Consider the following 26171-nt stretch of genomic DNA (forward strand, 5'->3'; position numbering starts at 1 on the left):
AAAATCCAGCCTCATACATCAATAGTGTAACGTTAGAAAAAGGACAAAAAGGGAAAAACATCAGTTTTACTTATGAAAATATGATGTCTGATGGATTAATGCCTAACTCGCACCTGAATAAAAATAATTTTTCCTTAAAAATTAATTATGATCTAACTCCAAAATTGCATTCTTCTTTTTATTCTACAATGACATTACAGGATACGAAGGGTAGGAGTATTACAGGGTATTCAAACAATATTGCTACCGGTTTCAGACAATGGTGGCAAACCAATGTCGATATTAAGGATTTGCAAAATTTATATTTTGCAAATGTGGATCCGCATGTAGCTAATGCATCCAATAATTATGGTAATGTTACATGGAACAGAAAGTCTGCTGCAAATGGGGCACCTGCATATTGGAATAACCCATATTTCCAGGCTTATCAGAATTATTCTTCAGACAAAAGATATAGAAATTTTACTTATGGTCAGGTTACATATGATCTGCTGGATAATATTTCTGTTACCGGAAAAGTTTCTTATGACAGGTCAAATCTTATGGCTGAAACAAGGTTGGCTGTTGGATCTTTGCCACAGGCTTTTGGACTGTCAAATAACTCAATTGGTTCCGGATATGGAAGACGTGATATACTGCAGACAGAGACCAATTATGATTTAATGGTGAATTATAAATTCGATATTACTGATAATATTAACCTTTCGGGAGTTGTAGGAGGAAATATACGTAGAAATTATTATAATTCAATCTATGCCTCAACAGAAGGAGGATTGATAGTACCTGGAATTTATGCTTTATCAAACTCTAAAAAGGCACCTCTAGCACCGGATGAAATAGAATACACAAAACAAACTAATTCGTGGTACGCAACGGCATCATTTGATTTCTATAAAAAATTCTATTTAGATGCGACATTTAGGGTAGAGGAAACATCAACATTATTAAAAGGTAACAATGTTTTTAATTATCCATCAATCACAGGAGCAGTGATTATGTCTGAAATTCTAGATACTAAAACATGGATGAATTTTTGGAAAATCAGAGCCAACTATGCTCAGGTTGGAGGATCTGCTGATTCTTATCTACTATATAATAATTACAAATCCGCCGGAATTTTATCCAATCAAGGAATTTATAACTCTATTTTAAATCAATCTTTTCCAGGTCTGCAGCCTCAAAAGGCTAATGAATTTGAGGTGGGGACTGAAGCACATTTCTTAAAAGATAGAATAACAGTTGATTTCGCCTATTATAAAACAAGAACTACTCCTCAGATTCTTAATCCACTTCCTACGTCTGCAGCTATAGGATATACAGGTAAAGTATTCAACGCCGGTAGAATTGATAATAGTGGAGTAGAAGTACAGTTAGGATTGGTACCAATAAAGACAAATAATTTTACTTGGAATATTGATGCGAACTGGTCTAAGAATCAGAATAAAGTAGTAGAACTATATCCTGGAATTAATAATTATCTCCTGAATAGTTTTCAGGGAGGAGTGTCTTTAAATGCCAGAGTAGGTGAAGCCTGGGGAACATTGATCGGTGCTGATTATACTTATTTAAATGGACAAAAAGTTATTGACCCTAGCACAGGAAAATATTTGCAAAACCCAAATCAGGTAATAGGTAATACTACTCCGACTGGATTGGGGGGATTAGAAATAGCTTCAGCTATAAAGGATTTTCTTTAAGCTTCTTGATTGATATGCGTAAAGGAGGGGATATATTCTCAACAGATATGTATTATGGATTATCATCCGGTCTGTATAAAGAGACCGCTGAAGGAGACTTCAGAGACAAACCTATTGTTTTGCCAGGTGTTCTTCCTGATGGTACTCCAAATAATATTGCAATATCACCTGTTGATAATAGTGGTTCTACCGGGTACAAAACACAGCCTGCAAGCGCATTTGTTTATGACGGATCTTTTATTAAGCTAAGGGAAGCAAGTATTGGGTATACACTTCCAAAATCCTTATTAGCAGGAACAAAGATTTATGATGCTAAAATTTCGATTGTAGGTAGAAATCTATGGATTATTCATAAAAATTTGCCATATGCTGATCCGGAAGCGATGGTAGGAGGAGGAGTTAGCTCTTACGGATGGTCAATCGGTTCAATGCCTACAACAAGAGATTTGGGTATCAACGTTACATTTAAATTCTAAATTACTTTAAAAATGAAAAATATTATAAAAATAAGTTTGGTGTCTGCATGTATTGGATTAGCTTTAAGTTCATGTCAAAGTGATTTAACTTCTCTTAATGATGACCCTAAACACCCGTCGGTTCTTCCATCTGATAACTTACTAGCTACTGCATTATACCAGTCATCTTATTATATGGATAACCCTAGTGTAAATTTTAATAATTACAGATTCTTTACACAACAATGGGCGGAAACTCAGTACCCGGACGAAACCCAATATAATTTGGTAACCCGTAATCAGCCTCGTAATCATTTTAACAGAATGTATGTTTACAGTATTAACAATCTGAAACAAGCAAAAGTGAATTTGATGAATGAAGTAGAAACGGATGATATACGCACTAATAAGTTGGCAACCTTAGAAATTGAAGAAATTTTTATTTGGGAAAATATTGTGGATACTTATGGGGATGTTCCTTATTCTGAAGCTTTCAAACCGGATGAGATTCTAACCCCTAAATACGATGATGCTAAGACTATTTATCTTGATTTGATCAAAAGAATCGATGCTGTTACTGCTACTATAAAACCTGCAGCTACAGGTTATAGTGATCTGGTTTACGGAGGTAATATGACTAAATGGAAGAAATTTGCTAACTCTATTAAATTAAGATTAGGGATGAATTTGGCAGATGTTGATCCTGCATTGTCAAAAACTACTGTTGAATCTGCAATTGCCAGTGGTGTTATTTCTTTCTGATGACGATGCTTACAAATTCAAATATGATGGAAATACTTTTTCCAATCCGGTATTTGATAATTTAGTAGCCTCGAATAGAAATGATTTTTTACCTAGTGAATTAACAATTAATACTATGAACGCTCTTTCCGATCCAAGAATGGATGTGTGGTTTACCAAAGTAGGAGGAGTATATAAAGGAGGAGTTTTTGGAGAATTAAATGATCCATATACTAATTTCTCTCAATTAAGCTCTTATTTCAGAAGTGCTACTGCAGCATCCAATCTTTTTAGTTATGCGGAAGTAGCCTTCTTAAAAGCAGAGGCTGCTGCAAGAGGATATTCAGCTGGTGGAACTGCTGCAGAGCTTATGCAGCTGCTGTGAAAGAATCTATGAGGGAGAATGGAATAAGTGGTACCATCGCAGATGCATATGTGCTTGCACATCCTTATAATCCGGCTAACTGGAAGCAGTCTATAGGTGTACAAGCTTGGATTGCTATGTTTAATAAAGGTTTTGCTAGCTGGAACTTTACAAGACGTTTGGATTACCCTGTTCTTGTGAATCCTCCGAAATCTAATTTATCTTCAGTGCCTTACAGAATGCCTTATTCTGATCAGGAATATGTATTGAACGGAGCTAATGTAAAAGCTGCCGGTGATAAAATTGGTGGAGATAAGGCTACAACAAAGCTTTTCTGGGATAAGAATTAACACATATTTTATTAACATTCATATTATACCGCCTTCGGGCGGTTTTTTTATTTCCGTATATTTGTACTTCAAAATTTTGAAATGAAATGCGGGCTATTACATGTGGCCTATGAAAAATAAGTATGAACACATGAATATTAAAGATATTATAGAGCAAAAACTTTCGGAAGTTATTTTAAATGTATATCAGTTAAAAGACATCAAACTGGAAGTTCAGGAAAATAAAACTGAGTTTGAGGGCGATTTTACGATTGTCACTTTTCCGTTGGTAAAACAGTTGAAAAAGAATCCTGAAAGCATCGGGGTTGAAGTAGGAGAGGCTTTGACAGAGCAGACAGAACTTTTTGAAAGCTTCAATGTCGTAAAAGGATTTCTTAATGTTAAGGTGAAAAACCAATTGTTTGTGGATAACTTCAGGTCTGTAAGTGAAAATTTCTCTACAATAGAAAAGAAAAATTCTACGGTAATGGTAGAATATTCTTCGCCGAATACTAACAAACCATTACACTTGGGCCACATCAGAAATAACCTGTTAGGATTCTCGGTTGCTCAGATCTTAAAAGAAGCGGGATATGATGTGATTAAAACTCAGATTATTAATGACAGAGGAATTCATATCTGTAAATCCATGCTGGCATGGGAGAAATTCGGGAACGGAGAAACTCCTGAAACAACCAATACCAAAGGAGATAAATTTGTTGGAAACTATTACGTAGAATTTGACAAAAACTATAAAAAAGAAATTGCAGAGCTAGTAGAGCAGGGTGTAGGAGAGGAGCAGGCTAAAAAAGAGGCTCCGGTAATGAAGGAAGCTCAGAAAATGCTTCTCGATTGGGAAAACGGAGATGAGAAAGTAAGAGCGCTTTGGGCAGAAATGAATTCATGGGTTTATAAAGGATTCAATGAAACGTACAAAAGATTAGGCGTTGACTTTGATCAGGTTCAGTATGAAAGCAATACTTATATTTTAGGGAAAGATCTTATTCAGGAAGGGCTGGATAAAGGGGTTCTGTATCAAAAAGAAGATGGTTCTGTATGGTGTGACCTTACAGATGAGGGTCTTGATCAGAAACTATTGCTGCGTTCAGACGGTACTTCAGTTTATATGACGCAGGATCTTGGAACAGCCGTAGAGCGTTTTAAGCAAAATAATATTCAGAAACTGATCTATACAGTAGGAAATGAACAGGATTATCACTTCCAGGTTTTATTTAAAATCCTGAAAAAGTTAGGATATGAATGGGCAGACCAGCTGTATCACCTTTCTTACGGAATGGTGGAATTGCCTGAAGGTAAAATGAAATCCCGTGAAGGGACTGTCGTAGATGCTGATGATCTGATGCAGGAAATGTATGAGACCGCAAAATCTAAGGCTCAGGAATTAGGAAAACTGGAGACTCTTTCTGAAGAAGAGAAAGAAGCTTCTTATGAAACAGTAGGACTGGGAGCATTGAAATATTTTATGCTGAAAGTGGATCCTAAGAAAAAATGCTTTTCAATCCTGCAGAGAGTATTGATTTCAACGGGAATACAGGTCCGTTTATTCAATATACTTATGCACGTATTCAGTCATTGTTGTCTAAAGCAGGTACTTTGCAGACTGGAACAGCTGAGATTGAATTAAATCAGTCTGAAAAAGAATTGATTATGCAGTTGGCAAACTTTAAAACTGTTGTAGCCAAGTCAGCAGAAACATTAAGCCCGGCATTGGTTGCCAATTATGTTTATGACCTTGTGAAAACATACAACTCTTTCTATCAGAATAATCCGATTCTGAATCAGGAAGATGAGAAGATAAAACAATTCCGTTTGAATATTTCAGATATCACAGCGAAAACGATCAGAAAATCGTTGGAACTGCTGGGAATCGGAACCGTAAACAGAATGTAAACATAAAATCCTCCTGAATTTCAGGAGGATTTTTTTATATCAATTAATCGGTTTTTATGCTGGCAATTCGATCGCGCATCTCAAAATCCTGAACCTAGAATCCCGCATCCCGCATTTATGTCTTATCATCGGGCTCACTATGCATCTGCTTCAAACTATCCGCATACAACTTAGCCGGAGTCCATCGTGCATGCTTGGAAAGCGTGACTTTATATCCCTTTTTATAAGTGTAAACCTTGGTAAATTCAGCACCGAAAAATATCAGCATACAGGAATAGTTGATCCACATCATGATGAGAATAACCGTTCCGGCTGCACCAAAGGCTGAGGTAGGCTTTACCTGGTTAAAATAAAGGCTTAATAAAATTTTCCGAGGGTAAATAAAACGGTTGTCAGAAATGCTCCTTTCCATACAGGTTTCCAGCTGATCAAAACATCAGGGAGCACTTTAAACATTAAAGCAAATAGGAGCATAACCAAGCCAAAACCCACCGCAAAATTGACAAGTTCTACCAGCATATAGGTTTCAAAACCAAAATATTGGGTGATAATTGTATTAAACAGACTGATCAGAGAAGACAAAATCATAGTGATCATTAAAAGGAATCCCAGAATAAGAATCATTCCTAAAGAATTGGCTCTGTCCAGTAAAAATTTTACTAATGCTTTTTTGGGAGCAGCTTCTACTTCCCAAAGTGTATTCAATGAATGCTGAAGCTGGAAAAAAAGCGTTGTAGAACCAAAAACCAATGATCCGACTCCTACAGCCTTCATAAAAATATTCTTTTTGTCAATCAGAGCGCCTGCCAGCATCCCCTCGATACTTTTTGCCACATCCGGACCCATAATACCGCTGATCTGGGTGCTGATCTGTCCGCGGATCGCTTCCTCTCCAAAGAAATTTCCAAGTACCCAGATAATAATGATCAGTAATCCGGGTATTGAAAAGATAGCATAATAGGCAAGACTTGCTGAATCTTTTGACGCAGAAGAATTGTTCCATTCTGTAAATGTGTCTTTCAGAACCTCCCAGAAAAATTTGGCAGTTTTGATCATATTAAAAAGGATATCCGATGGCAATATTTAAAACAAGATTATCTTTCCTCCAGCTTGAGTCTCCGAAGTTAATTTTATCGAAGGCCCATCTGTCCCCTTTCTGATAGTAAGGAACTCTCAGTGGCATGGCAAGATCCAGTCTTAAGATCAGGATAGAAAAATCCAGTCTCAGACCTACTCCGGCTCCCACTGCAATTTCATTTAAAAAATCTTTTGAAAACTTAGCCCCGGGTCTGTTTTCATCGTCGTGAAGAAGCCAGATGTTTCCGGCATCTACAAAAACGGCAGCATTTAAGAACTTATAAAGATTGGCACGGTACTCTGCATTTAATTCCAGTTTGATATCTCCGGACTGGTCAAAGTAAGTACCAGGATCTATCGTTCTCGGGTCAAAACTTCCCGGTCCTAATGTTCTTGCACGGAATGCTCTGATACTGTTACTTCCTCCTGAAAAAACTGCTTGGAAAAAGGAATAAACTCCGAGTTTCCATACGGATAGGCGATTCCTCCGATAAATCTCGTTGCCAGTGAAGATTTTTCACTAAACTTATGATAGAATCTGAAATCATTTTCAATTTTTACATACTGACTGAAAGGAATTCCGAATATTTTCTTTTCCTTATCTTTTTTTACATCAGCACCCGTAACCAGCCCTGTAATATTTCCTGCCAGATCAAGCATCCCTTTATAGTAAATGGTATTGGTCTTAGGCAGCATGGTATTGGTATAGGTGTAAGAATAGGTTGGACCGAAAATAAGCTGTTTTGCAACAACTCGCTGCATAGCAGGATTGCTGGCAGACTTAATATGATATTCTTCTGTAACATTTGCAGGAGAAACCAATGTAATATCAATGACTTTCAGGTCATGTTCCTTCCTTGCATTTTCTTTCCATAAATATCCGAATGACCCGGTGAAATTATTAAGCGTGTAATACTGTGTTCTGTTTTGGAATTCATATCCCAATGTGATATTGGTTCTGGGAACAAACTCACTGGAAGAATGAAAACGGAAAGGTGCCACAATTCTCGGAATTGAAAGCTGTACATTTGTTCCTGCGCGGAAAATATTATTGGCATTCTGGGCTCCTCCCATCTGGAAATCAAAAGCGCCGTAGATCGCAGCTTTGAATTGTTCTGCGCCCCTGAAGAAGTTTCGGTGCGTCCAGTTCAGGTTCAGCTCACTTCCTGCATAGTTGGCAGAATTGGTTCTTCCTAATGCTTCCAGACGAAGGGACTGAATTTGTCTCGGAGTTAATAAATAATAGGCGTCAAATTTATGGCTTAAAGAATCGGATACGATGAATTCATTCTTTACAAATTTAAAAACCCCCAGACTGATCAGCCGGTTCAGAGTCAGGTTATGATTGGAACGGTTATACAGATCTCCTGCTTGAAATATAGGGCCCTGTCAAAAATCTTTGGTTTGAATTTATGCTGTGGATCGATAACATAGATATCATCGAAAGCATACTTTGAAAGAGAATCCTTATTCATCGGGATGCTGTATTTTCCATCTTTTACATCCTGAATGTTGTAGTTGGGAAATACAATCACTTTGTCAATACTGAATTGCTGAGTCGCCAAATCCGGAGTATTGTCTTTCAGTTTTACGTTAAGTTCAACCTTATGATTTTTGCTTACCGTACTGTCTGCCTGTACGATAATATTATCCGGATGAAAATAATAAAACCCCTTTCCTTTAACCTGTTGTCAATTCTTTCTCTTTCCGCCTTAATGACATCAAGGTCAAAAGGTCTGCCGTTTTTGAGAAGGGTTTTATCAGCAAAGCTCTGGATTTCCTGATTAACCAGTGTAGAGTCTTTCTGAAACTTTACTCCATCAATAAGGTATCTTGAGCCAGGTCTCACCGTATAAATAACCTGGGCTTTTTTATTCTTTGAAACGGTATCATAAGTAGCTCTAGCATTAAAATACCCTTTGTTTTCAGAATAATTTTCAATAATATCTTTATTGAACTCTCTGTCTACATCCCCTAATAATACTGGTTTTTCGCCTACTTTATACTTAAGCCAGTAATTAAAGCCTTTGTCTTTTTTGGGCTCTTTGGCTATGTTATAGAAATACAGCTTTGGGCGCATTCCCAAAAATGTAGAATTGGGTTTGGGAGTGAGATTGGCTTCCAGTGCAGACTGCAATTCTTTTTTCTTTTTGAAATCGTATCGTTTTCAATCTTTACTTCAGCTCCTGTGTAGAGCATCTGGCCTTCTTTCAAAAACCTGGTATTGCTGCACGAAATCACCGTTGATGCCATTCCGGAAACCAACAGGTACTTACAATATATATGGAACTTATTACTCATTATTTAAATTCTACCACTTGGTTATTTTGATTCTTTTTCGGTTTTTTTCTTTGGATTTCTGGAAAATCTCCCGGAATTTGTCATAATCCAATGTAATAATGAATCCGACTCCGGTTTCTATGATCTGCCCCTGAAGAGCCACCTGATATTCATCCTTGCGATAAGCACGAAGCATATATCTTCCGTCTTTGGAAAGACTGTAATCTACAGAAACATTACCTGCAATATTCGTCATGTTTTCATTCTGCCGGGCCTGGCCTTCCAGTCCGAAGTTACTTCCCACCGTTACTTTCAGTCGGTCATTCAGTAATTTTTTACTGATATCCACATTCAGATCGGTTCTTGTATTTTTCTCCCCGCTGGAATAATCTTCTGAAGAATCAAGACCAAAATTAAGATCTACCCCTTTAATCAGGCCTGCCGCAAGATTATTCAATTGCTGAGAAAGGATTTTACTCACACTCTGTCTTGCCATGGTCTCTGCAGACATTCCTGCTCCGCTTTCAAATGGATTCTCTCCTATGAAACGGTTCAGAAGCAATAAGGCAAATACCTGCTTATTCAGTTCTGATTCCTGGGTTCTGACCTGAGCGAGTTTCTGGTCAATAATATCTTTTACATTCGTGGATACGGCATTATTTTTTTCATCCGTATTAATATCAAAAGTGAGATGGGGTTTCAGAAGCTCACCTTTCATTTTCAATAATGCATTGAAAGGAACCCTTTGCTTAAACTGATTGATTGTAGAGGCACTTTCTCCACTGATCTGCTGTTCTACAAGATCAATAGGCGGTGCTTCAGTTTTGTACACAGCTGTAATATCCATTTGAGCCATGGTAGGTTCACCTGTCCAGGTAATAGTGCTTCCTTTCTGGATATCAAATTTACGTTTCAGGAAGCTTACAGAGAGGTCATAGCTTCCTTTGTTCACTTCATATACTCCTACCAATGTGGTTTTTCCTGAAGGGTCTATTCCTCCGGTTAATTCTGCCTCTCCCTGGAGCTGTACAAAATCACCATTGGCTTTATCAATAATTAATGAGAGTTTTGCTTCTTTGCTGACTTCAATATTGACACTTACATCCATCCCTTTGATGCGGCTCTGCGCAGTAAGGGTATCTGCTTTAATGGTTTTATTCAACACAACCTGATCCTGGTCTACAAACTCTACAATACCGTCTCTTTCCTGTAAAGATGGGCTGGATTGAGGAAGAACGAAAGTGAAATCCGTATTGTCAGCCACGTTCAGTTTTCCGTCTACTTTTGGAAGATCCAGGTTACCACGGATATGAAGACCGGCGTCAATAGCAAGAATACCATACATGATTGCATCATTGGATTTTTCCGAATTAACCACTTTAAAGTCTTTGGCATTCACATTCAGGTTAAATGCAAAATCTCTGTATGTCTGGGTAAGAACCTGCCCATCTACGACAAGTGCGTTACCGTCTTTATCTTTTATTTTGAATCTGTCAAACTCAATTCCACGGCTGGTAAAATCTATTTCATCGCTCAGATGTCTGAAATCACTTCCTGTTTTGGCAATTTCCAGCCCTGCATCATTGAACTTTACTTTTCCTAAAATATTGGGCTGAGCAGTAGTTCCTGTAATCTTTAAGTTCCCTGAAAGATATCCTTCCGTATTGGTAATCGCATTCATAGAGAATCCCTGAATGCTCTTCATCTGAAGCTGGTTAATCGCCATATTCAGGTCAAAAGTACTGGATGAAGTATTGTAATCTCCCAGGATTTTTACATCATTGTTATTCCCGGAAAGAGCGATATCGGCATTTAAAACATTCGGTGAAGCATTGTTCACTTTTACGGCAAGGTTTCCGACAGGGCTTCCATAGACGATTAAATCTGAAATATTCAGGTCGGAAGTGAAAGTCATATTTTTAGTGACATCCCGAAGCTGTGCCGTACCGTTGATAGTCCCTCTTGCAAGAACTGTATCTTTTTTAATAAGTTCCGTAATGGTTTCAATCTTAAAATCTTTCAACGAAATATTTAAAGGACTGGCAGGACTGGCACTTTCAGACTGAACAGCAATTTCACTGCTTCCATTGGATAGAATAAAGTTGTCCGCCAGAATTCCTTTGCTGCTGATCTGAATTTTATTGTTTTCTGCAACATTCCAGTCAGTGTAATTCAGCTTTAGACCATTGGGATTAAGAGAAATTTCGGTAATGTCATTCAAGGATTTTGCGTTTCCTGCAATCAGGAACCGGGTGGCATCCTTTTCATCTTTTGTCGTGACATTGTATCGGATTGTGTTATCTGCAACATCTCCGTCAATACTGATTTTATTTAATGAAAAGCTTGAGCTTTTTAAAGCTGCAACATTCAGATTATATTGTAATGCCTGATTTTCATTTGTAACTTTTAAAGTTCCTTTTTCAATAGAATTTTCACCATACAATAATCGTGGGATCTGCCCGTCAATTTCAATTTTCTGAGAATCGGCGTCATAGTTTCCTGCTAAATTTATGGTTTCAAAATCTTTCAGATCCGGAACAAATTTTCTGATCAGGTCATCATTTTTGATTTTGGCTGTAAAGGTAAAGTGCTGCCCCGGATCAATTTTCCGGTTTTTATCCAGCTTCTGGAACTGATAATACTGATTTACCGTTTGTGTTAAAGCTCCAAAAATCTGAGTGAGCTTATATTTTCCTTTCAGTTCTGCGTCGGCAATCTGGGAATTGAAAATAATCCGGGTGGAATCCTGGGTGGAGGAAGCCTTCAGATTAACTTCCTGTACAGGATATACTTCTTTGGTATCTGAAAAAGCAAAATCTTTAAGATTGAGATATCCGTTCAGGTTATTCGGATCTAAACTGGAGAAATCACCATCAATTTTTCCGGCAATAATCATTGGCTTTTCATAGAAGCCCAGCTTATTAACATCCAGTTTAATAACTTCTCCATTCACTTTTACCGTTGGATTTTTTTCGTCATAAACTCCTGAAGCAGTCAGTTGTAAACTTGCATTGGGATCTTTTGAGTCCAAAAGAACGTGATATACTCCTTTATTGATCTTTCCGGTAAGGTTCATATTCTGATAACGGTATCCTTTGTACACAGCAGAAGCAACATATCCCTTTACATCAGCATTGGCATTTTTAAAATCAAAGCTTTCTCCTTTCGCGGCAATTTGTGCAGTGACAGGGCCTATGTCTTTATTCTGAATAATTTTTCCTACCTGTATTCCCTGAAGATTGGCTTTTACATTATACAGTTCATGATGCTTTCTCCTCAGATCTACCTGCGCGATAATGGCTGCATTACCGAGTGTAGAATAGAGGTTAAGATCAGTATTGACTACTTTCGTTGTCCCTTTTGCATTTCCTTTGATACTGAAATGGGAAGGAAGCGAAATATTGGACGGAATTGTATTTTTAGGAACAAGATTGAATATCGTTTTGGCACTGGAAGAAAATTCGCCGATTCTCAGGTCATAATATAACTGATTCGGATTCATCGCATTCCTGATTTTTCCGGACGCCATTACCCTCAGCTGATCCAGGCCGGAAACCTTAAGATCCTGAATCAAAAGGTCATTGACGCTTCCTTTAACATTAGCATTTACATTAAGGATAGCATTCGGATATGTATTAAAAGGTACTGTATTTCTTAAAGACGGAACTATATTCAGAATATCTGAGAATCCGATTTTGGAATCTTTGATATTGGCCGAAATTTTCACGGCGCCTAAGTTTGAACTCAGCTGATCAATAGAGTTATAATTTAAAATAACCTCATCACGCAATATTGTTTTCGGGGTTTGCAGATAAAGATCTTTGAGGTAGGCCTCTTTTTCAGCATACACAAAATCCGTGTTGAATTTCTGGATATCCAGTCCTCTGCCTTCTTTGATCTCTGCAGAATTCACTGTTCCGGCAAAAGTATTATTCTCCATTTTAAAGCTTCTCACCTCAACATTCATTTTTGAAAAATTAAGATGGTTGAAGTCCATTCCCTGCTTGGTAGGAGCAATCGCAGTATTATTATAAGTTGCTTTTACATCATTCAGAACAAATTTTCCTAAAAGAAGCTTCATAGCTTTATCAGATACTTTTGAAACATCTGGTTCATTTGTTTTTTTCGGATTGGCATTCTTAGCCGGAAGATAAAGGTTGGCATTAATATCTGCCCCGGAAAGAAATACATTTGCTACGTTGAAAGCATTATTTTCCAGATCCAGTTTATTGATCTTTGTACTCAGCTCTTTGAAGATGATTTTTGCAAATGTTTTGGTGTTTTCATCACCGTAATCAATATCGAAATGGGTAAGCTTAATACCTCTCAGTCCAATATTCATAGGCTTCTTTTCATTGAGGGAGTCGACCTTTTTCTCCACCTTTTTGGCAACTTCTTCTACAAGGTCCTGCTTTAGCTTTAATTTTAATCCGTCAAGATTAATATCATTGACGGCATAGTTGTTTTTGTTAAGATCAAAAGTTTTTACCCTCGTATCGAATGATTTAAAATAGAGCTTAATATCATTCTTCGACTGCTGGTCGTTGAAGGTAACACCAATATCCTTTAAATTGATTTTATCAAGGGAAATAATAAAAGGTTTGGAAGGACTTTCCTCCTTGTCACTGGTGGCAAAAGCATCGATGATATAATCAAAATTGAATTTTCCGTCCGGTTTCCGTACCACATTGGCGCGGGCTCCTTCCATATTGACGGATGTAATATCTGCCGTAGAATTAAGAAGTTTCAGCATGTGCAAACCTACATCCAGTTTTTTCACTGCCAGAAGGGTATCTACATCCTGTCCTTTGAGATAAAGATTTTCCATGACAAGACTGTTGGGAAACCCGATGTAGACTCTTTCAAGGCTTACCGGAGTTTTGATTTTTTCTCCAGGTAAACAATGAGTTTGTCTTTAATGAAATTTTGAACGGCAGGAAGTCTTAAGCTTAATATCAACAGGGTAAGAAGAACCAATATTGAAATAAAGGTTATTGCAATACGCCTTAAGAGTTTTGTGGTGTTGATTTTCAGTTTCAAATGCGATGTGGTTTCTAACAAAGATAATAATACTATTTTATTTGATCTTTGTTGTGGTACCCTTTGCGAATGCAAAAATCCTGCCTTGGCCGTCTTTTTATGGAATTTTTAGTTTGTAGTTGTCAAGTGAATAGTTGAGTAGGACGAACCAAGGCAAGAATTGTTATTGTAAAAAACGCCCCCTTTTTATCATTTTTTTAATGTTGAAAAGGTTAGTTAGCAAAAATGAAAATTCAAATGTTAGTGTAGTAAAGGGGGCGTGGCATGGTTTATAAGATAGATAATAAATTTTTTTATTCATTTCCGTTTTCCCATTTTACCTCTTCTCCCTGAGGCGCTGCTCCGCCTTGTGCGGTTGTTATAGGAGCAGTTTCCTGGTTGATGTGGTAAATGTAAGCGGCAATTTTTTCTGCATCTCTTCCGGTAATGGTTCCTTCCTTGATGAATGGTCTCATGGTAGGATTGTTGGGAGAACCGTTTTCTAGCATCCAGAAAACATTTTTAAATAAGCTTTTTCTTTAATATTAATCCAGTGGGTATCGGTAAGGTTGGGGCCAATACCACCTTTTCCTCCGTCTCCGTGGCAGGTAACACAGTTCGTTTTGAAAAGTTCCTGTCCTTCCGCAATATTATCAGCACTGTATTTTGCAGATTCCAGATTGATCTGCGGGGCACTTTTCATATTCTTCGATGGAAGCTAACATGGTTTTTGCTTCTTTGGTGTATTCTACGTCCGGGTGGGCGTAATCTGTAAAAGAGAAAGCTACCAGATACACAGCGCAGAAGATACATCCGAACCAGAACAGACCGATCCACCACTTCGGAAGAGAGTTGTCAAGCTCTGTGATTCCGTCAAAACCATGGTCGATAAGGATATCTTTTTCTTCCGTAGCGGTTTGTTTTTGAAGGCAGAATTCCATAATTTCTGATAATAAGGAATCTTTTTTCTTCAAGGTATTGCTTTTTCTCCTCTTCTGATAATCTGTTGAAACTTTCATTCTCCACCAGATCTCCAATTGAGTTCATGATCAGCAGAAGGATAATAGCGATTAATATCAGTGCCCAAAAAAAGGAGAAGAAAAATATCCTGAATCTCCGGCGAACATTTCAAAGGCCATGATCGTTAAACCTATCGTTGTTGCGATATATACTGAAATTGGGGTTCTCGTTTTCATTGCATTACAATTTTAAATGTTACTCTACACTTGCGGTTTGTACCTGTGTTGTTTTAATATCTGTACCTAATCTCTGCAGGTATGCGATCATGGCTACAATTTCTCTCTGCTCAAGTGGTACATAGGCAGATCCTTTTGCTGTTTTTTCTTTGGTCATCTGATCTTTTACATCGGTAGCTTCAGAATAAATTCTCTGTACAATTGCTTTTGACTGGTTGTCCGCCCATTGGTTAGCAGAATCGATCTGAGCTTTTGTATAAGGAACGTCGAAAGCATTTTTCATCAGCTTCATTTTATCGACCATCTGGGTTCTGTCCAGTTTATTGGTGATCAGCCATGGGAAACGTGGCATGATAGAACCGGCAGATGTAATCCTTGGGTTATACATATGTTTGAAGTGCCATGAATCCGGGTTTCTGCCTCCTTCTCTGTGAAGATCCGGTCCTGTTCTTTTAGATCCCCATAAGAATGGCCTGTCGTATATGAATTCTCCTGCTTTGGAATATTGTCCGTTTTTCCTTCAAATCTTACCACTTCATCACGGAATGGTCTGATCATCTGGGAGTGGCAGGCGTTACATCCTTCCCGGATATATAAATCTCTACCTTCCAGTTCCAGTGGAGTATAAGGCTTCACTGCAGTAATGGTCGGAACGCTTTGCTTAAGAGATAGTGTCGGAACAATTTCCACCAGCCCGCCAATAGCTACCGTAATGAAAGCTAAGATTGATAGGAGAGTAGGCGTTCTTTCCAGCCAAAGGTGTACCCCCTCGCCTTCTTTTCTTGCACTTCCGATATTAGCCAGTGCAGGTGCTTCCGCCGGAACTTCCCTCTGGAATGAACCAGCTTTAATCGTTTTAATCACATTAACAACCATCAGAACAGCTCCTGAAATATAGAACAGTCCTCCTAAGAATCTCATTTTATAGTAAGGAATAACAGCGGTTACGGTATCCAGCCAGTTTTTCCATAACAGCGTTCCGTCCGGGTTGAACTGTTTCCACATCAATCCCTGTGTGAACCCTGAAATATACATGGGTACGGCATAGAAAATAATTCCTAATGTTCCCAGCCAGAAATGCCAGTTCGCTAATTTTACAGACCAGAGTTTTGTTCTCCACATAATCGGGATCAGGTAATAAACAATTCCGAATGCCATGAAACCATTCCACCCAAGGGCACCAATGTGTACGTGTCCGATTACCCAGTCGGTATAGTGGCCAATTTTATTTAATGATTTTGTTGCTAACAGAGGTCCTTCGAAAGTAGCCATACCATAGCAGGTAACGGCAACCACAAAGAATTTCAGAATAGGATTTTCTCTTACTTTGTCCCATGCCCCTCTTAGAGTAAGAAGACCATTCAGCATTCCTCCCCATGATGGTGCAATAAGCATGATAGAGAACCCGGTTCCTACGGCTTGAGCCCATGCCGGCAAAGCTGTATATTGCAGGTGGTGAGGCCCGGCCCAAAGGTATACAAAGATCAGCGACCAGAAGTGAATAATGGATAATTTGTATGAGAATACCGGTCGCTGAGCTGCTTTTGGCATAAAGTAATACATCAGACCCAATACAGGAGTGGTTAATACGAATGCTACCGCATTATGCCCGTACCACCATTGTACTAATGCATCTTTTACTCCTGCATATACAGAATAGGATTTCCAGCTTGTGAAAGATAACGGAACTTCAAGGTTATTGAAGATATGAAGCATGGCTACAGCAATCCAGGTTGCCATATAAAACCATATTGCTACATATAAATGTCTCACTCTTCTTTTAGCAATAGTTCCGAACATATTGATTCCGAAAATGATCCATGAAAATGCAATTAAGATGTCAATGGGCCATTCATGCTCGGCATATTCTTTAGAAGTATTGATTCCCATAAGGAATGTAATCACTACACTTACAATCATCAGCTGCCATGACCAGAAATGAATCCAGGAAAGGGTATCACTGTACATTCTGGTTTTAAGAAGTCTCTGCATACTGTAGTAGGCACCACAGAAAAAGGAGTTGCATACGAAAGCAAAAATTACAGCACTGGTATGAAGCATTCTGATTCTTCCGAAGCCCATAGCTCCCTGTGTATTGATCAGACCCTGAATATTACCCGAAGCCAGGCTTTTAATAGTTGTATCATCCGTACCGAATAAAAATTCAGGTAATTCAGGATAAAAAAGCATCAATGCAGCTGTAAGCCCAAGCAGAAATCCTACAAGTCCGAATGCGATAGTCGCATAGAGGAATGCTCTGACAATAGTATTGTCATAATTAAATTTTTGCGTCTCCATAAATTCCAATAGTGTTTACCGAAGTGATATTTCCTCTGAAAAAGATTTATTTTTAACCTTTTTATATGTTAAAAGTAAATATCATGTAACGTGTATAATGTTTTGCCAAAGGTATTTATTAACTTTGTTGAAGGCTAATAGATAATCTTCTAAAATATACCGAAAACTACTAAAACAGAAACGATGAAAGTATGTGGGCAAAATATCAGGAAAATACGTAGGAGTAAAGACCTTACGCAGGAGTATATGGCCTTTGAAATGGGAATTTCCCAAAAGGCTTATTCCGATATTGAAAATTCCAAAGTGAAGATCAATCTGGAAATACTGACTAAAATATCAGATATTTTAGATATCAGGCCATCCGATATCTGCAGTATTTCCCATAAGTGCGGAACGGACGGTTTTGAAGATAAATACCAAAGCCTCCTGGAATACATGAAAAAGAATAATATATCAATTCCCAAAGAATTTCTATAAGCTTGTAATACTTCTCTGTTACATTAACTTTTCTCATTATAAAACAATGATCTCCCCGGACAGAGGGAGATCATATTTTTTGCGAACAAAAAAGACTGTGTTTCTAGCATGCCTGATGACCATGGCATTGATGAGGGAACAAATGTTTGGTTTTTCAAATTTATTATAATTAATACAGTATTAATAAATAATTATGTAGAAAAAAATTCACATAATTGTGGATAAATATTTACAATAAATTTAATTTTGTATAATATATTTGCCTTAAATATAATGCTGGCCCTCTGAATGAAGCATCTCTACTTTATTTCACTTCTATTTTTTTATGTGTCAACGGCCAAAGCTATACGACCCAGTGGTATACTATGGACAATGGTCTGCCTCAAAACAGCATCAAAGACATTGTAAAGGACAAATATGGTTTTATCTGGCTGTCTATGGAAGGAAGGATCCTGAGATATGACGGAAGTAACTTTGTACAGTATAACAATTTTAAACTTAAAAATTTAAGTTTTGGAGATTTCTATGGCAGTATAAAAAAAGACAGCATTTCCGTTTTCAATATTTCTGAAAAAAAGCTCTTCTGATTTCCCGCCGGAGACCGGACATTATAACTGCCGATAATACATTTGGGCATGGGGGCGTTTTGAAAAATAAGGTATATAAAAGAATTGTAAGGAATACTCTTACGGCCAGGTATATTTCTTATTATATCAATTCCTATTATATTCAGCTGGATGAAGGAACCTATTACTTTGAAGATAATAATATTGTTTACGTTGATAGAAAAAGCAAGAAAAGAACTATTGTTACTGGTGGTTTTTCTTATGACCGGTTGAAAAAAATGTTTGTTCACGGCGAATCTGTATTCATTAGTGATCCGGCCCGTAAGAAAATAACCCTGTTATACAGAGGAACATTGTCAGAGATGGAAGCCGATTCTATTTATACAGATCCGGAAACGAGAATGTACTGGCAGCAAATTTCCGGACAGGTTTTTATCATTGATCGTGGTAAGATATACAAAAGTGAATTTTCAGGAGGTAAGCTAAAACTCACTTTTTTATTGGAGTATAGGGATATTGATAAAGACATCTCCGGAGCTATGTTTTATGATGAGACAGCAAGGAAGCTCTATATCGGAAGTTCTATTAATGGATTGAAGATTCTGAGCATGTCAGATTTCACGGTTTCCAGGAAAAATATGCCCTATCAGGATGAGGTTTGCTATGCCGCAATTTCTTACGGGGACAATTCTGTTCTGACACAGGAAGGAATAAAATATTCCCGTAATCTTTCACAGAGGGTTTTTTTGCTCCTCAGTCCTATGATAAGAGGTATATATTTGAGGATAATGCGGGAAATCTTGTATATCGGGAAAATAATTCCATTCATGTAAGATATAGAAATACCGGATTTTCAAAATATGATTCTATTTCTTATCAAGGGAAAGAGATTGACGGGCTTTATAAAAACGGGAATCTTTACAGTGCATCCATAGTAGATAAAAATAAGTTTTATCTGTATCTGTTTGCTCAAGATGATTTTAAGAAAACTGAAAAGATTATTCCGTGTGAAGATAATATAGATGCCGTTTTCAGGTATGATAAGGATCTGCTTTATCTGGGAAGCAGCGCAGGAATTTATGTATACTCTTTTTCCCGGAACAAAATCATAAAGCAGATAGGAAAAGGTCTTCCTGTAAAACAAATCATCAGAACAAAAGACGGAAATATCTGGTTCACCACTTACAGCAGAGGGATTTATTTAATGAAAGATCAGAAAGCTCTCAGAATCCCTTCCGATAAAAATGATTTTCTGGCCAATGCTCATTATCTGTTGGAAGATCAAAAGTCCAATTTATGGATATCTTCTGATAACGGGTTGTTCATGATTAATAAAAATGATCTCCTGCAGTACATGAAGACATCCCGGGGTGCGGTCACTTATTACCGGTATACTAAAAAACATGGCCTTTTGAATAATGAATTCAATGGAAGTGCAAACCCTTGTGCTCATGTGCTGAAGGACGGACAATTTGTATTTCCGTCTATGGAAGGATTTGTATTTTTTAATCCCGCAAATATCAGCGTTTATTATCCGGGCAGGAAAGATATTTATTTGGAAAGAGCAAGGATAAAAGGAAAAATGATCCAGCTGAAGGATAAACTCTTTCTGGAATGCGGATATAAAAATACGGAACTTTATATAGATATTCCTTATTATTCCGACCCTGACAATATCTATCTTCAGGCCAGGCTTTCAGGGAGTGAAGACAGTCGATGGATCAATATCAAAAGTGATAGGATATTCCGGTTAGCCAATGTAGAGCCCGGAACTTACAATCTTATTGTCCGGTTTTTATCTTCCGAAACCGGTAAATTCGTATATAAAACACTTCCGGTAGAAGTTGAGGCTTATTTTTATCAGACGCTGTTCTTTAAAATCATGATCGCAGGGATTATCATTTTCGTCATTCTCGTGATCGTGCAGGTCAGGACCAATTTTTAAGACTGAAAAATAAAGTGCTGAAAAATACCCTGGACCATAAAGACAAGCAACTGCTGGAAACCAATAACAAACTTAAAAACGAATCCGATTATCAGAAAAAACTGGTGGAAAGTATCAGCCATGATATTACGACCCCTGTAAAATTTATTGCACTTCTTTCACAGGAGCTCAACCAGTCTGAAGATCCGAAAACACAGAAAAAATACTTTGACAGCATTTACAAAACCTCAGAGCAGCTCTATAAATTTACATTAAGCCTTAAAGAATATACGGAACTCTATAAACAGGAAAATACAGAGAACGAAGAATATTCCATCTATGATCTTATTGAAACCAAAAGGCTGTTATTTGAAGAAATTGCAGCTCAGAAAAAAACATTTATCTACAATTTTTGTGATCATCAGCTGAAGAGTAAACTTAATAAAAACATTCTCCTCGCAGTTTTCCATAATATCATTGATAATGCAGTGAAAAATACTTCAGACGGAGAAATTATCATTACATCAGCTTCTGCGCAATCCCATATAGAGATCAATATTGCAGATACCGGAACCGGGATGTCTGATGAGCAGATGGCCTATTATTCAGGACTGTTTAAGAAAAACGGGAATGAACATATGATTTTTAAAAATTACGGTTTAGGGCTTCATATGGTTGTTCAGCTGGTAAGAAAGATACATTCTGAAATGACTTTCTATAAAAACACTCCGAAAGGAACCCTCATTAAAATCCTTATTAAAATATGACAAAAAAAATACTCATTGCCGATGACCACCATGTGGTAAGGATCGGGACCGCTATGATCCTGGAGAAAAATTTTAATTATGTTGAAGTAAGTTTTGCAGAAACTTATGACGAAGCAAAACAGAAAATTGAATCTGAGAAATATGATCTGGTTATTCTTGATATTGAACTTCCCGGGAGCATTCTCAAATCAATGGTCAAAGAAATTAAAGCCATCTCTCCGGAATCCCTTATTTTAATCTTCACTTCCTATAAAGAAAATATTGCGCTGCAATATATTGAAGAAGGTGCAAATGGTTTTCTTAATAAACAGAGTGACCCTGAAAATTTTGTCAAGGCTGTTGAAACAATCTTTAAAGACGGATATTATTATACTTCTGAGATGATGAATGAAATTTTAAAAGGGAACCAAAGGAAAAAAAACATTGAAAATCTGTCAGAGAGAGAACTGCAGGTTTTTAACCTTCTCGCCAAAGGAAACGGAAACCTTGAAATTGCTAATGCCCTTAATATCGAAGAATCTACCGTAGGAACCTACAAAAGAAGAGTCTACCAGAAATTAAAAATATCCAACCTTGTTGAACTGCTGGAAATTTACAGCGAAATTCATTAGAGCAATTTTCATAAAGTCATAATATCACTACGTTTTTGTGGAAAAATACGTACAGGATCGGTTCTTTATTTACTCATTTTTCGCAGTAGGTTCGTATTGTGAAAAATAAGTAAATAATAAGGTATTGGATGATGTCCCAAACCTTGGTTCTGAAAACGTATTTGTCTATGAAAAAAGATGTTTTTTATTATCCTGCTGGCAGGGTTAAATTATTCCCTTATCTCATTAAATGCACAAACAGGAAATGTAGGAATTAATACAACTGCTCCTGCCAATACGCTTACTGTAAACGGAAATACTTCCATAGGTTCCGGTTATACGGGCATTGCTGCTCCCACCAATGGAACAATTATAGAAGGAGACGTCGGTATCGGAACTTCTGCACCTGCTGCTAAGCTGGATGTTATCGGTAAGATAAAAATTACTGACGGTTCACAGGGAGCTGGAAAAATATTGGGTTCTGATGCTAATGGATTGGCAACATGGCAGCCTGCACCAGGCTCTATACTGATTACAGGGAACAATAATCAGACTCCTAATTTTTCTATTATTACCCCTCCAACAACAGAATTTATTGCAGACTGCCCTGTAACGCTAAACAAAGGATTATATACATTGTATTATTATGTACAATATGATTATTTTATTCCGGGAACCACCACTGCAAGGCCTATAGATCCTACCAGTGGATCTACAGTTGCAGCCACTTTTCCGAGATTTATCTATTTTAATTTTATTACCAGTTCAGGATCGGCAAGCTTTCCAAGTTATCCTGCATTTGGAGGGAATGAAGGACCTCATATAGTTCCTTCCATAAGCGCTCATCAGGTTGCAGCCAAAATAAGCCAGCTTGTTGTTGTAGATCAGGATAACACGGTTATACGCCCAAGATATTGGAATATTCCTGCATATGGGAGAGTTTCAAATATAGGGCCGATTATTGCTGTAAAAATGTAATTAAAAATATACAACCTTATTGAGCTGCTGGAAATTTACAGTGAAATTCATTAGAGCAATTTTCCTAAAGTCATAATATCACTACGTTTTTGTGGAAAAATACGTACAGGATCGGTTCTTTATTTGCTCATTTTTCGCAGTAGGTTAGTGCTTCAATAAACTTAAAAAACAATTTCAATGAAAAAGATTTATGTTATGATTTTAGGGATTTTTGCAAACTTAGCTGCTGCGCAGGTTGGGGTTAATACTCCAAATCCCCAGGGAATGTTTCATTTAGACGGAAAGAAAAACAATGAGGCTTCAGGTCCTGTGAACCCCGCCAACCAGGCAGATGATGTAGTAATGACGGCTGATGGCCGCATAGGCATCGGGAATAACAATCCGGCAGCAAGCTTAGATATAAAAACCGCAGGAACTTTAGCTGCTCCGGTATCAGGAATAAAAATTGCAGACGGAGCACAAAATGATAACTATGTTCTGACTTCTGACGCCAATGGTAACGGTTTATGGAAGCCTGTGAGACTAACTGTGGTAAGAGGTACCAATGGACCTGGAGTAGATATTCCTTTTACATTTACTAACGCATTCAGTTATACAGGCTCTTATATTGATTTACCACCCGGGAAATGGCTGGTGACTGTACAGCAGCTTATTATTCCTGCCGGAGCTGCATTAATCAGTGATCAGTGGATGTGGCTAAGGACAAGTTTTTCAGACCAGCCCAGTATTGTACCGGGAGATGTGGCCGATATTTCAGGAGATATTTCCCAGGCTCCGGTTTTGGTAAGCGGACTTATTCAGGGGCCGACTGCTCCTACGCTTACAAGATTTTCTATTATTCAGGGAAGTCTGGTGATTAACAATGCTTCCGGTGCTGTAAAAAGATATAAATACATAGCAGGAAATAATGTCATTGGAGGGGTGCAGACAACTGCTACTTATTTTCAGGGATTTGGAGGAAACTTTTCCGAAAATATTATTTATGCAGTACCAACAAATTAAACGACAATTATTAGGATTAAGCTCTTAAGAGAGAAAGATCAGTGATTTTATATTAGTGTTCAGATAAACCTTGTCAGATTGATGAGGTTTTTTCTTGTCGGCTCCATTGCCAATTGCCAATTTCGCCCATGGAATGTGAATTTCTCTGAAAAGTTTTTATATATTTAGCGACCGAATAATTCATTCAATGAACAACGAAAATAAAACAGGACAAAACGAGAATTTAGTTAGAGGATTAACAAATCGACACATACAATTAATTGCCCTCGGAGGTGCTATCGGAACCGGGTTATTCCTGGGAATCGGGCCGGCTGCAGTACTGGCCGGGCCATCCGTAATTTTAGGCTATGCTTTGGCAGGTATCATCGCCTTTTTTATTATGCGTCAGCTTGGTGAAATGGTAGTTCAGGAACCCGTATCGGGAAGTTTTAGCTACTTCGCTTACAAATATTGGGGAAATTTTCCAGGATTTGCTTCAGGATGGAACTACTGGATTCTCTATATTCTGGTGAGTATGGCCGAACTTACTGCTATCGGACATTATATTCACTTCTGGTGGCCGGAGATTCCGCTATGGGTGTCCAGTTTATTCTTTTTTGTAGTCATCAATGCTCTTAATTTAGCTTCTGTAAAGGTCTATGGGGAAACAGAGTTCTGGTTTTCCATCATCAAGGTAGTGGCTATTATTGCGATGATTATTTTTGGTGTATACCTTCTAATAAGCGGTACAGGAGGAGAAAAAGCAAGCATTACCAATTTATGGAATGACGGGGGATTCTTCCCGAAAGGATTATTTAATAAAACAGAAAGCGGATATTCAGGATTATTTGCAGCCATGGCGATGATTATGTTCTCTTTCGGAGGATTGGAGCTTATTGGGATTACTGCTGCTGAGGCGAAAAATCCGGAAAAAACGATTCCGCAGGCAACCAATCAGGTGATTTACAGAATCCTTATTTTCTATGTAGGAGCGTTGGTAATTTTATTTTCTTTAAGTCCGTGGAGAGATATTACGGAAGGATCCAGCCCGTTCGTAATGGTGTTCCAAAATCTGAACGGTCTTGAGTTCAGTCTTTTTGGAAAAGTAATTCAGTTCAATACTTTGATTGCCAATGTTCTTAATCTGATTGTTTTAACAGCTGCTTTGTCAGTGTACAACAGCAGTGTTTACAGCAACAGCAGAATGCTTTTCGGATTGGCCCAACAAGGGAATGCTCCGAAATTCCTTAAAAAGCTGAATAAAAATGCTGTGCCGATCAACGCAATTATTGTGTCGTCATGCTTTGCAGGAATCTGTATTATCATCAATAAATTAGTTCCTGAAAAAGCTTTTGAATATTTAATGGCTCTGGTTGTATCTACGTTGATTATCAATTGGCTGATGATATGCTACACCCATCTGAAATTTAAAAAAACAATAAGCGCAGAAGGAATCCGTTCAAAATTCCCATCCATTTTTTACCCGGTATCTAACTATATCTGTATTGCATTTCTGGTTTTGATTCTGGGATTAATGAGTATTACAGGAATGGAAATTCAGGTGATTCTGATTCCGGTCTGGCTGGGCTTTTTATTTGTGATGTATAAATTATACAAACCGAATTAAGGATTAAAACAATATTTGAAAAGGTGGAAATCATTTGATTTTTCACCTTTTTTGTTTGTGATTAGCAGTAAAATCAATCTTTTATGAGAGCTGCAGATAAGAATAATTCGGAGAATGTCATCGTTTTTTCCAACTTATTTTTTGTACATTAGTGATAGGTTATATTTCAAATTAAGGTGAAAATTGCAATCTGTTTGAAATTCCTGCGGATAAGCCGACACCCGCTATAAAAAAGTAGGCAGAACCAAAAAAGACACCTATGGCCAATTTATTTCAAGCCCTTACCAACACTGTAAAACATTGGTATATCCCGTTAATCTTCGGAATTCTGTTCCTGATCTTCGGTTTTTATGTATTCAGTGTACCTCTTGCCACGTATGTTACACTTTCTATCTTTTTCAGTGTTTCATTCTTATTTTCAGGAATTACTGAAATATTCTTTTCCTTACAGAACAGCAAATCCCTGCAGGGCTGGGGCTGGTTTCTTGTGAGTGGATTATTAACAACAGCAATTGGAATTTATCTTATTGCAAATCCACAGATTTCTATGACAGTACTTCCTTTTGTGATCGGATTTACTTTATTGTTTCGTTCATTTCAATTATTAGGCTTCGCATTTGACCTGAAAAGCATGAGAATAATGAGCTGGGGAAATGTGGCTCTTGCCAGCGCAGGAGGTATTATATTTTCTCTGTTGCTGATATTCAATCCGGTGTTTACAGGAATCTCATTAGTAACCCTTACCGGTGTTTCCTTCATATTCATGGGAATTGCTTCCATTATGCTGGCTCTGGATTTAAGAAAGATAAAAAAGATTCCGGGAAAGGTAAGTCAGGAATTAAGAGACAGGATCAGGTCAATACAGGAAGAGATTGATGAACTTAAAAAATAGTA

General features: G+C 37.6%; 13 protein-coding genes and 7 pseudogenes. 15 read left to right on the forward strand and 5 right to left on the reverse strand.

Features of this window, described 5'->3' with window-relative positions:
* The 4 genes and pseudogenes from OWR28_RS01785 to argS form a co-directional block, all read left to right on the forward strand.
* A partial coding sequence (locus tag OWR28_RS01785; protein ID WP_494168418.1) for a SusC/RagA family TonB-linked outer membrane protein occupies positions 1–1697 on the forward strand: 1697 nt, incomplete at its 5' end.
* 14 nt (positions 1698–1711) lie between these two features.
* Entirely contained in the window at positions 1712–2173 is a 462-nt protein-coding gene (locus OWR28_RS01790) for a hypothetical protein (RefSeq protein WP_332385237.1), read from the forward strand.
* 12 nt (positions 2174–2185) lie between these two features.
* Positions 2186–3607 (forward strand): annotated as a pseudogene (locus OWR28_RS26730) (SusD/RagB family nutrient-binding outer membrane lipoprotein).
* 130 nt (positions 3608–3737) lie between these two features.
* Positions 3738–5497 (forward strand): annotated as a pseudogene (gene argS / locus OWR28_RS01805) (arginine--tRNA ligase).
* 115 nt (positions 5498–5612) lie between these two features.
* Here the strand turns inward: argS and OWR28_RS01810 are convergent.
* From OWR28_RS01810 to ccoN, 5 genes and pseudogenes are all read right to left on the reverse strand, one after another.
* A pseudogene (locus OWR28_RS01810) lies at positions 5613–6553 on the reverse strand (YihY/virulence factor BrkB family protein).
* 1 nt (position 6554) lies between these two features.
* Positions 6555–8875, reverse strand: a pseudogene (gene tamL / locus OWR28_RS01815) (translocation and assembly module lipoprotein TamL).
* A gap of 10 nt (positions 8876–8885) precedes the next feature.
* Positions 8886–13682 carry a translocation/assembly module TamB domain-containing protein gene (locus OWR28_RS01820; RefSeq protein ID WP_494168419.1) on the reverse strand — a complete coding sequence of 1599 codons (4797 nt, stop codon included), beginning with the start codon at positions 13680–13682 and terminating at the stop codon, positions 8886–8888.
* Between the two features lie 505 nt (positions 13683–14187).
* Positions 14188–15069: pseudogene (locus OWR28_RS01825) on the reverse strand (cbb3-type cytochrome c oxidase N-terminal domain-containing protein).
* 19 nt (positions 15070–15088) lie between these two features.
* Positions 15089–17367 (reverse strand): annotated as a pseudogene (ccoN, locus tag OWR28_RS01830) (cytochrome-c oxidase, cbb3-type subunit I).
* A gap of 183 nt (positions 17368–17550) precedes the next feature.
* Between ccoN and OWR28_RS01835 the strand changes: the two are divergent.
* The 11 genes and pseudogenes from OWR28_RS01835 to OWR28_RS01880 all read left to right on the forward strand — a co-directional run bounded on the left by OWR28_RS01835 (position 17551) and on the right by OWR28_RS01880 (position 26169).
* Positions 17551–17844, forward strand: coding sequence for a helix-turn-helix domain-containing protein (locus OWR28_RS01835; protein ID WP_332385240.1), 294 nt, complete (start codon positions 17551–17553; stop codon positions 17842–17844).
* Between the two features lie 365 nt (positions 17845–18209).
* Complete coding sequence (locus tag OWR28_RS01840) at positions 18210–18431, forward strand: two-component regulator propeller domain-containing protein (RefSeq protein ID WP_332385241.1); 222 nt, start codon at positions 18210–18212, stop codon at positions 18429–18431.
* A gap of 59 nt (positions 18432–18490) precedes the next feature.
* Positions 18491–19243 (forward strand): hypothetical protein, encoded by a 753-nt coding sequence (locus OWR28_RS01845; protein WP_332385242.1) that lies wholly within the window; start codon positions 18491–18493, stop codon positions 19241–19243.
* Between the two features lie 122 nt (positions 19244–19365).
* Positions 19366–19587: pseudogene (locus OWR28_RS26735) on the forward strand (DUF5074 domain-containing protein); the annotation flags it as partial.
* Positions 19588–19614: 27 nt separating this feature from the next.
* Positions 19615–20355 carry a hypothetical protein gene (locus OWR28_RS01850; RefSeq protein WP_332385243.1) on the forward strand — a complete coding sequence of 247 codons (741 nt, stop codon included), beginning with the start codon at positions 19615–19617 and terminating at the stop codon, positions 20353–20355.
* A 14-nt stretch (positions 20356–20369) separates the two neighbouring features.
* A complete protein-coding gene (locus OWR28_RS01855) occupies positions 20370–21101 on the forward strand; it encodes a HAMP domain-containing sensor histidine kinase (protein ID WP_332385244.1) in 732 nt (243 codons plus the stop codon).
* Positions 21098–21712 carry a response regulator transcription factor gene (locus tag OWR28_RS01860; RefSeq protein ID WP_332385245.1) on the forward strand — a complete coding sequence of 205 codons (615 nt, stop codon included), beginning with the start codon at positions 21098–21100 and terminating at the stop codon, positions 21710–21712. The genes OWR28_RS01855 and OWR28_RS01860 overlap by 4 nt, the downstream gene beginning before the upstream one ends.
* Before the next feature lie 177 nt (positions 21713–21889).
* Positions 21890–22669 (forward strand): hypothetical protein, encoded by a 780-nt coding sequence (locus OWR28_RS01865; protein ID WP_332385246.1) that lies wholly within the window; start codon positions 21890–21892, stop codon positions 22667–22669.
* Between the two features lie 177 nt (positions 22670–22846).
* The gene (locus OWR28_RS01870) at positions 22847–23671 is read left to right on the forward strand and encodes a hypothetical protein (protein ID WP_332385247.1); all 825 of its coding nucleotides are present in this window, start codon (positions 22847–22849) and stop codon (positions 23669–23671) included.
* A gap of 187 nt (positions 23672–23858) precedes the next feature.
* Positions 23859–25277 carry an amino acid permease gene (locus tag OWR28_RS01875; RefSeq protein WP_332385248.1) on the forward strand — a complete coding sequence of 473 codons (1419 nt, stop codon included), beginning with the start codon at positions 23859–23861 and terminating at the stop codon, positions 25275–25277.
* Between the two features lie 259 nt (positions 25278–25536).
* Complete coding sequence (locus OWR28_RS01880) at positions 25537–26169, forward strand: DUF308 domain-containing protein (protein ID WP_332385249.1); 633 nt, start codon at positions 25537–25539, stop codon at positions 26167–26169.
* Positions 26170–26171 lie beyond the last annotated feature (2 nt).

The organism is Chryseobacterium sp. 1B4 (genome assembly GCF_036631475.1).
Classification (GTDB): domain Bacteria; phylum Bacteroidota; class Bacteroidia; order Flavobacteriales; family Weeksellaceae; genus Chryseobacterium.

Coding starts and splice junctions, on each gene's coding strand:
- OWR28_RS01790 (WP_332385237.1), top strand. CDS start 1,712: ATGCGTAAAGGAGGGGATATATTCTCAACAGATATGTATTATGGATTA.
- OWR28_RS01820 (WP_494168419.1), bottom strand. CDS start 13,682: ATGGAAAATCTTTATCTCAAAGGACAGGATGTAGATACCCTTCTGGCA.
- OWR28_RS01835 (WP_332385240.1), top strand. CDS start 17,551: ATGAAAGTATGTGGGCAAAATATCAGGAAAATACGTAGGAGTAAAGAC.
- OWR28_RS01840 (WP_332385241.1), top strand. CDS start 18,210: ATGGACAATGGTCTGCCTCAAAACAGCATCAAAGACATTGTAAAGGAC.
- OWR28_RS01850 (WP_332385243.1), top strand. CDS start 19,615: ATGAAAGATCAGAAAGCTCTCAGAATCCCTTCCGATAAAAATGATTTT.
- OWR28_RS01860 (WP_332385245.1), top strand. CDS start 21,098: ATGACAAAAAAAATACTCATTGCCGATGACCACCATGTGGTAAGGATC.
- OWR28_RS01865 (WP_332385246.1), top strand. CDS start 21,890: ATGTTTTTTATTATCCTGCTGGCAGGGTTAAATTATTCCCTTATCTCA.
- OWR28_RS01870 (WP_332385247.1), top strand. CDS start 22,847: ATGAAAAAGATTTATGTTATGATTTTAGGGATTTTTGCAAACTTAGCT.
- OWR28_RS01875 (WP_332385248.1), top strand. CDS start 23,859: ATGAACAACGAAAATAAAACAGGACAAAACGAGAATTTAGTTAGAGGA.
- OWR28_RS01880 (WP_332385249.1), top strand. CDS start 25,537: ATGGCCAATTTATTTCAAGCCCTTACCAACACTGTAAAACATTGGTAT.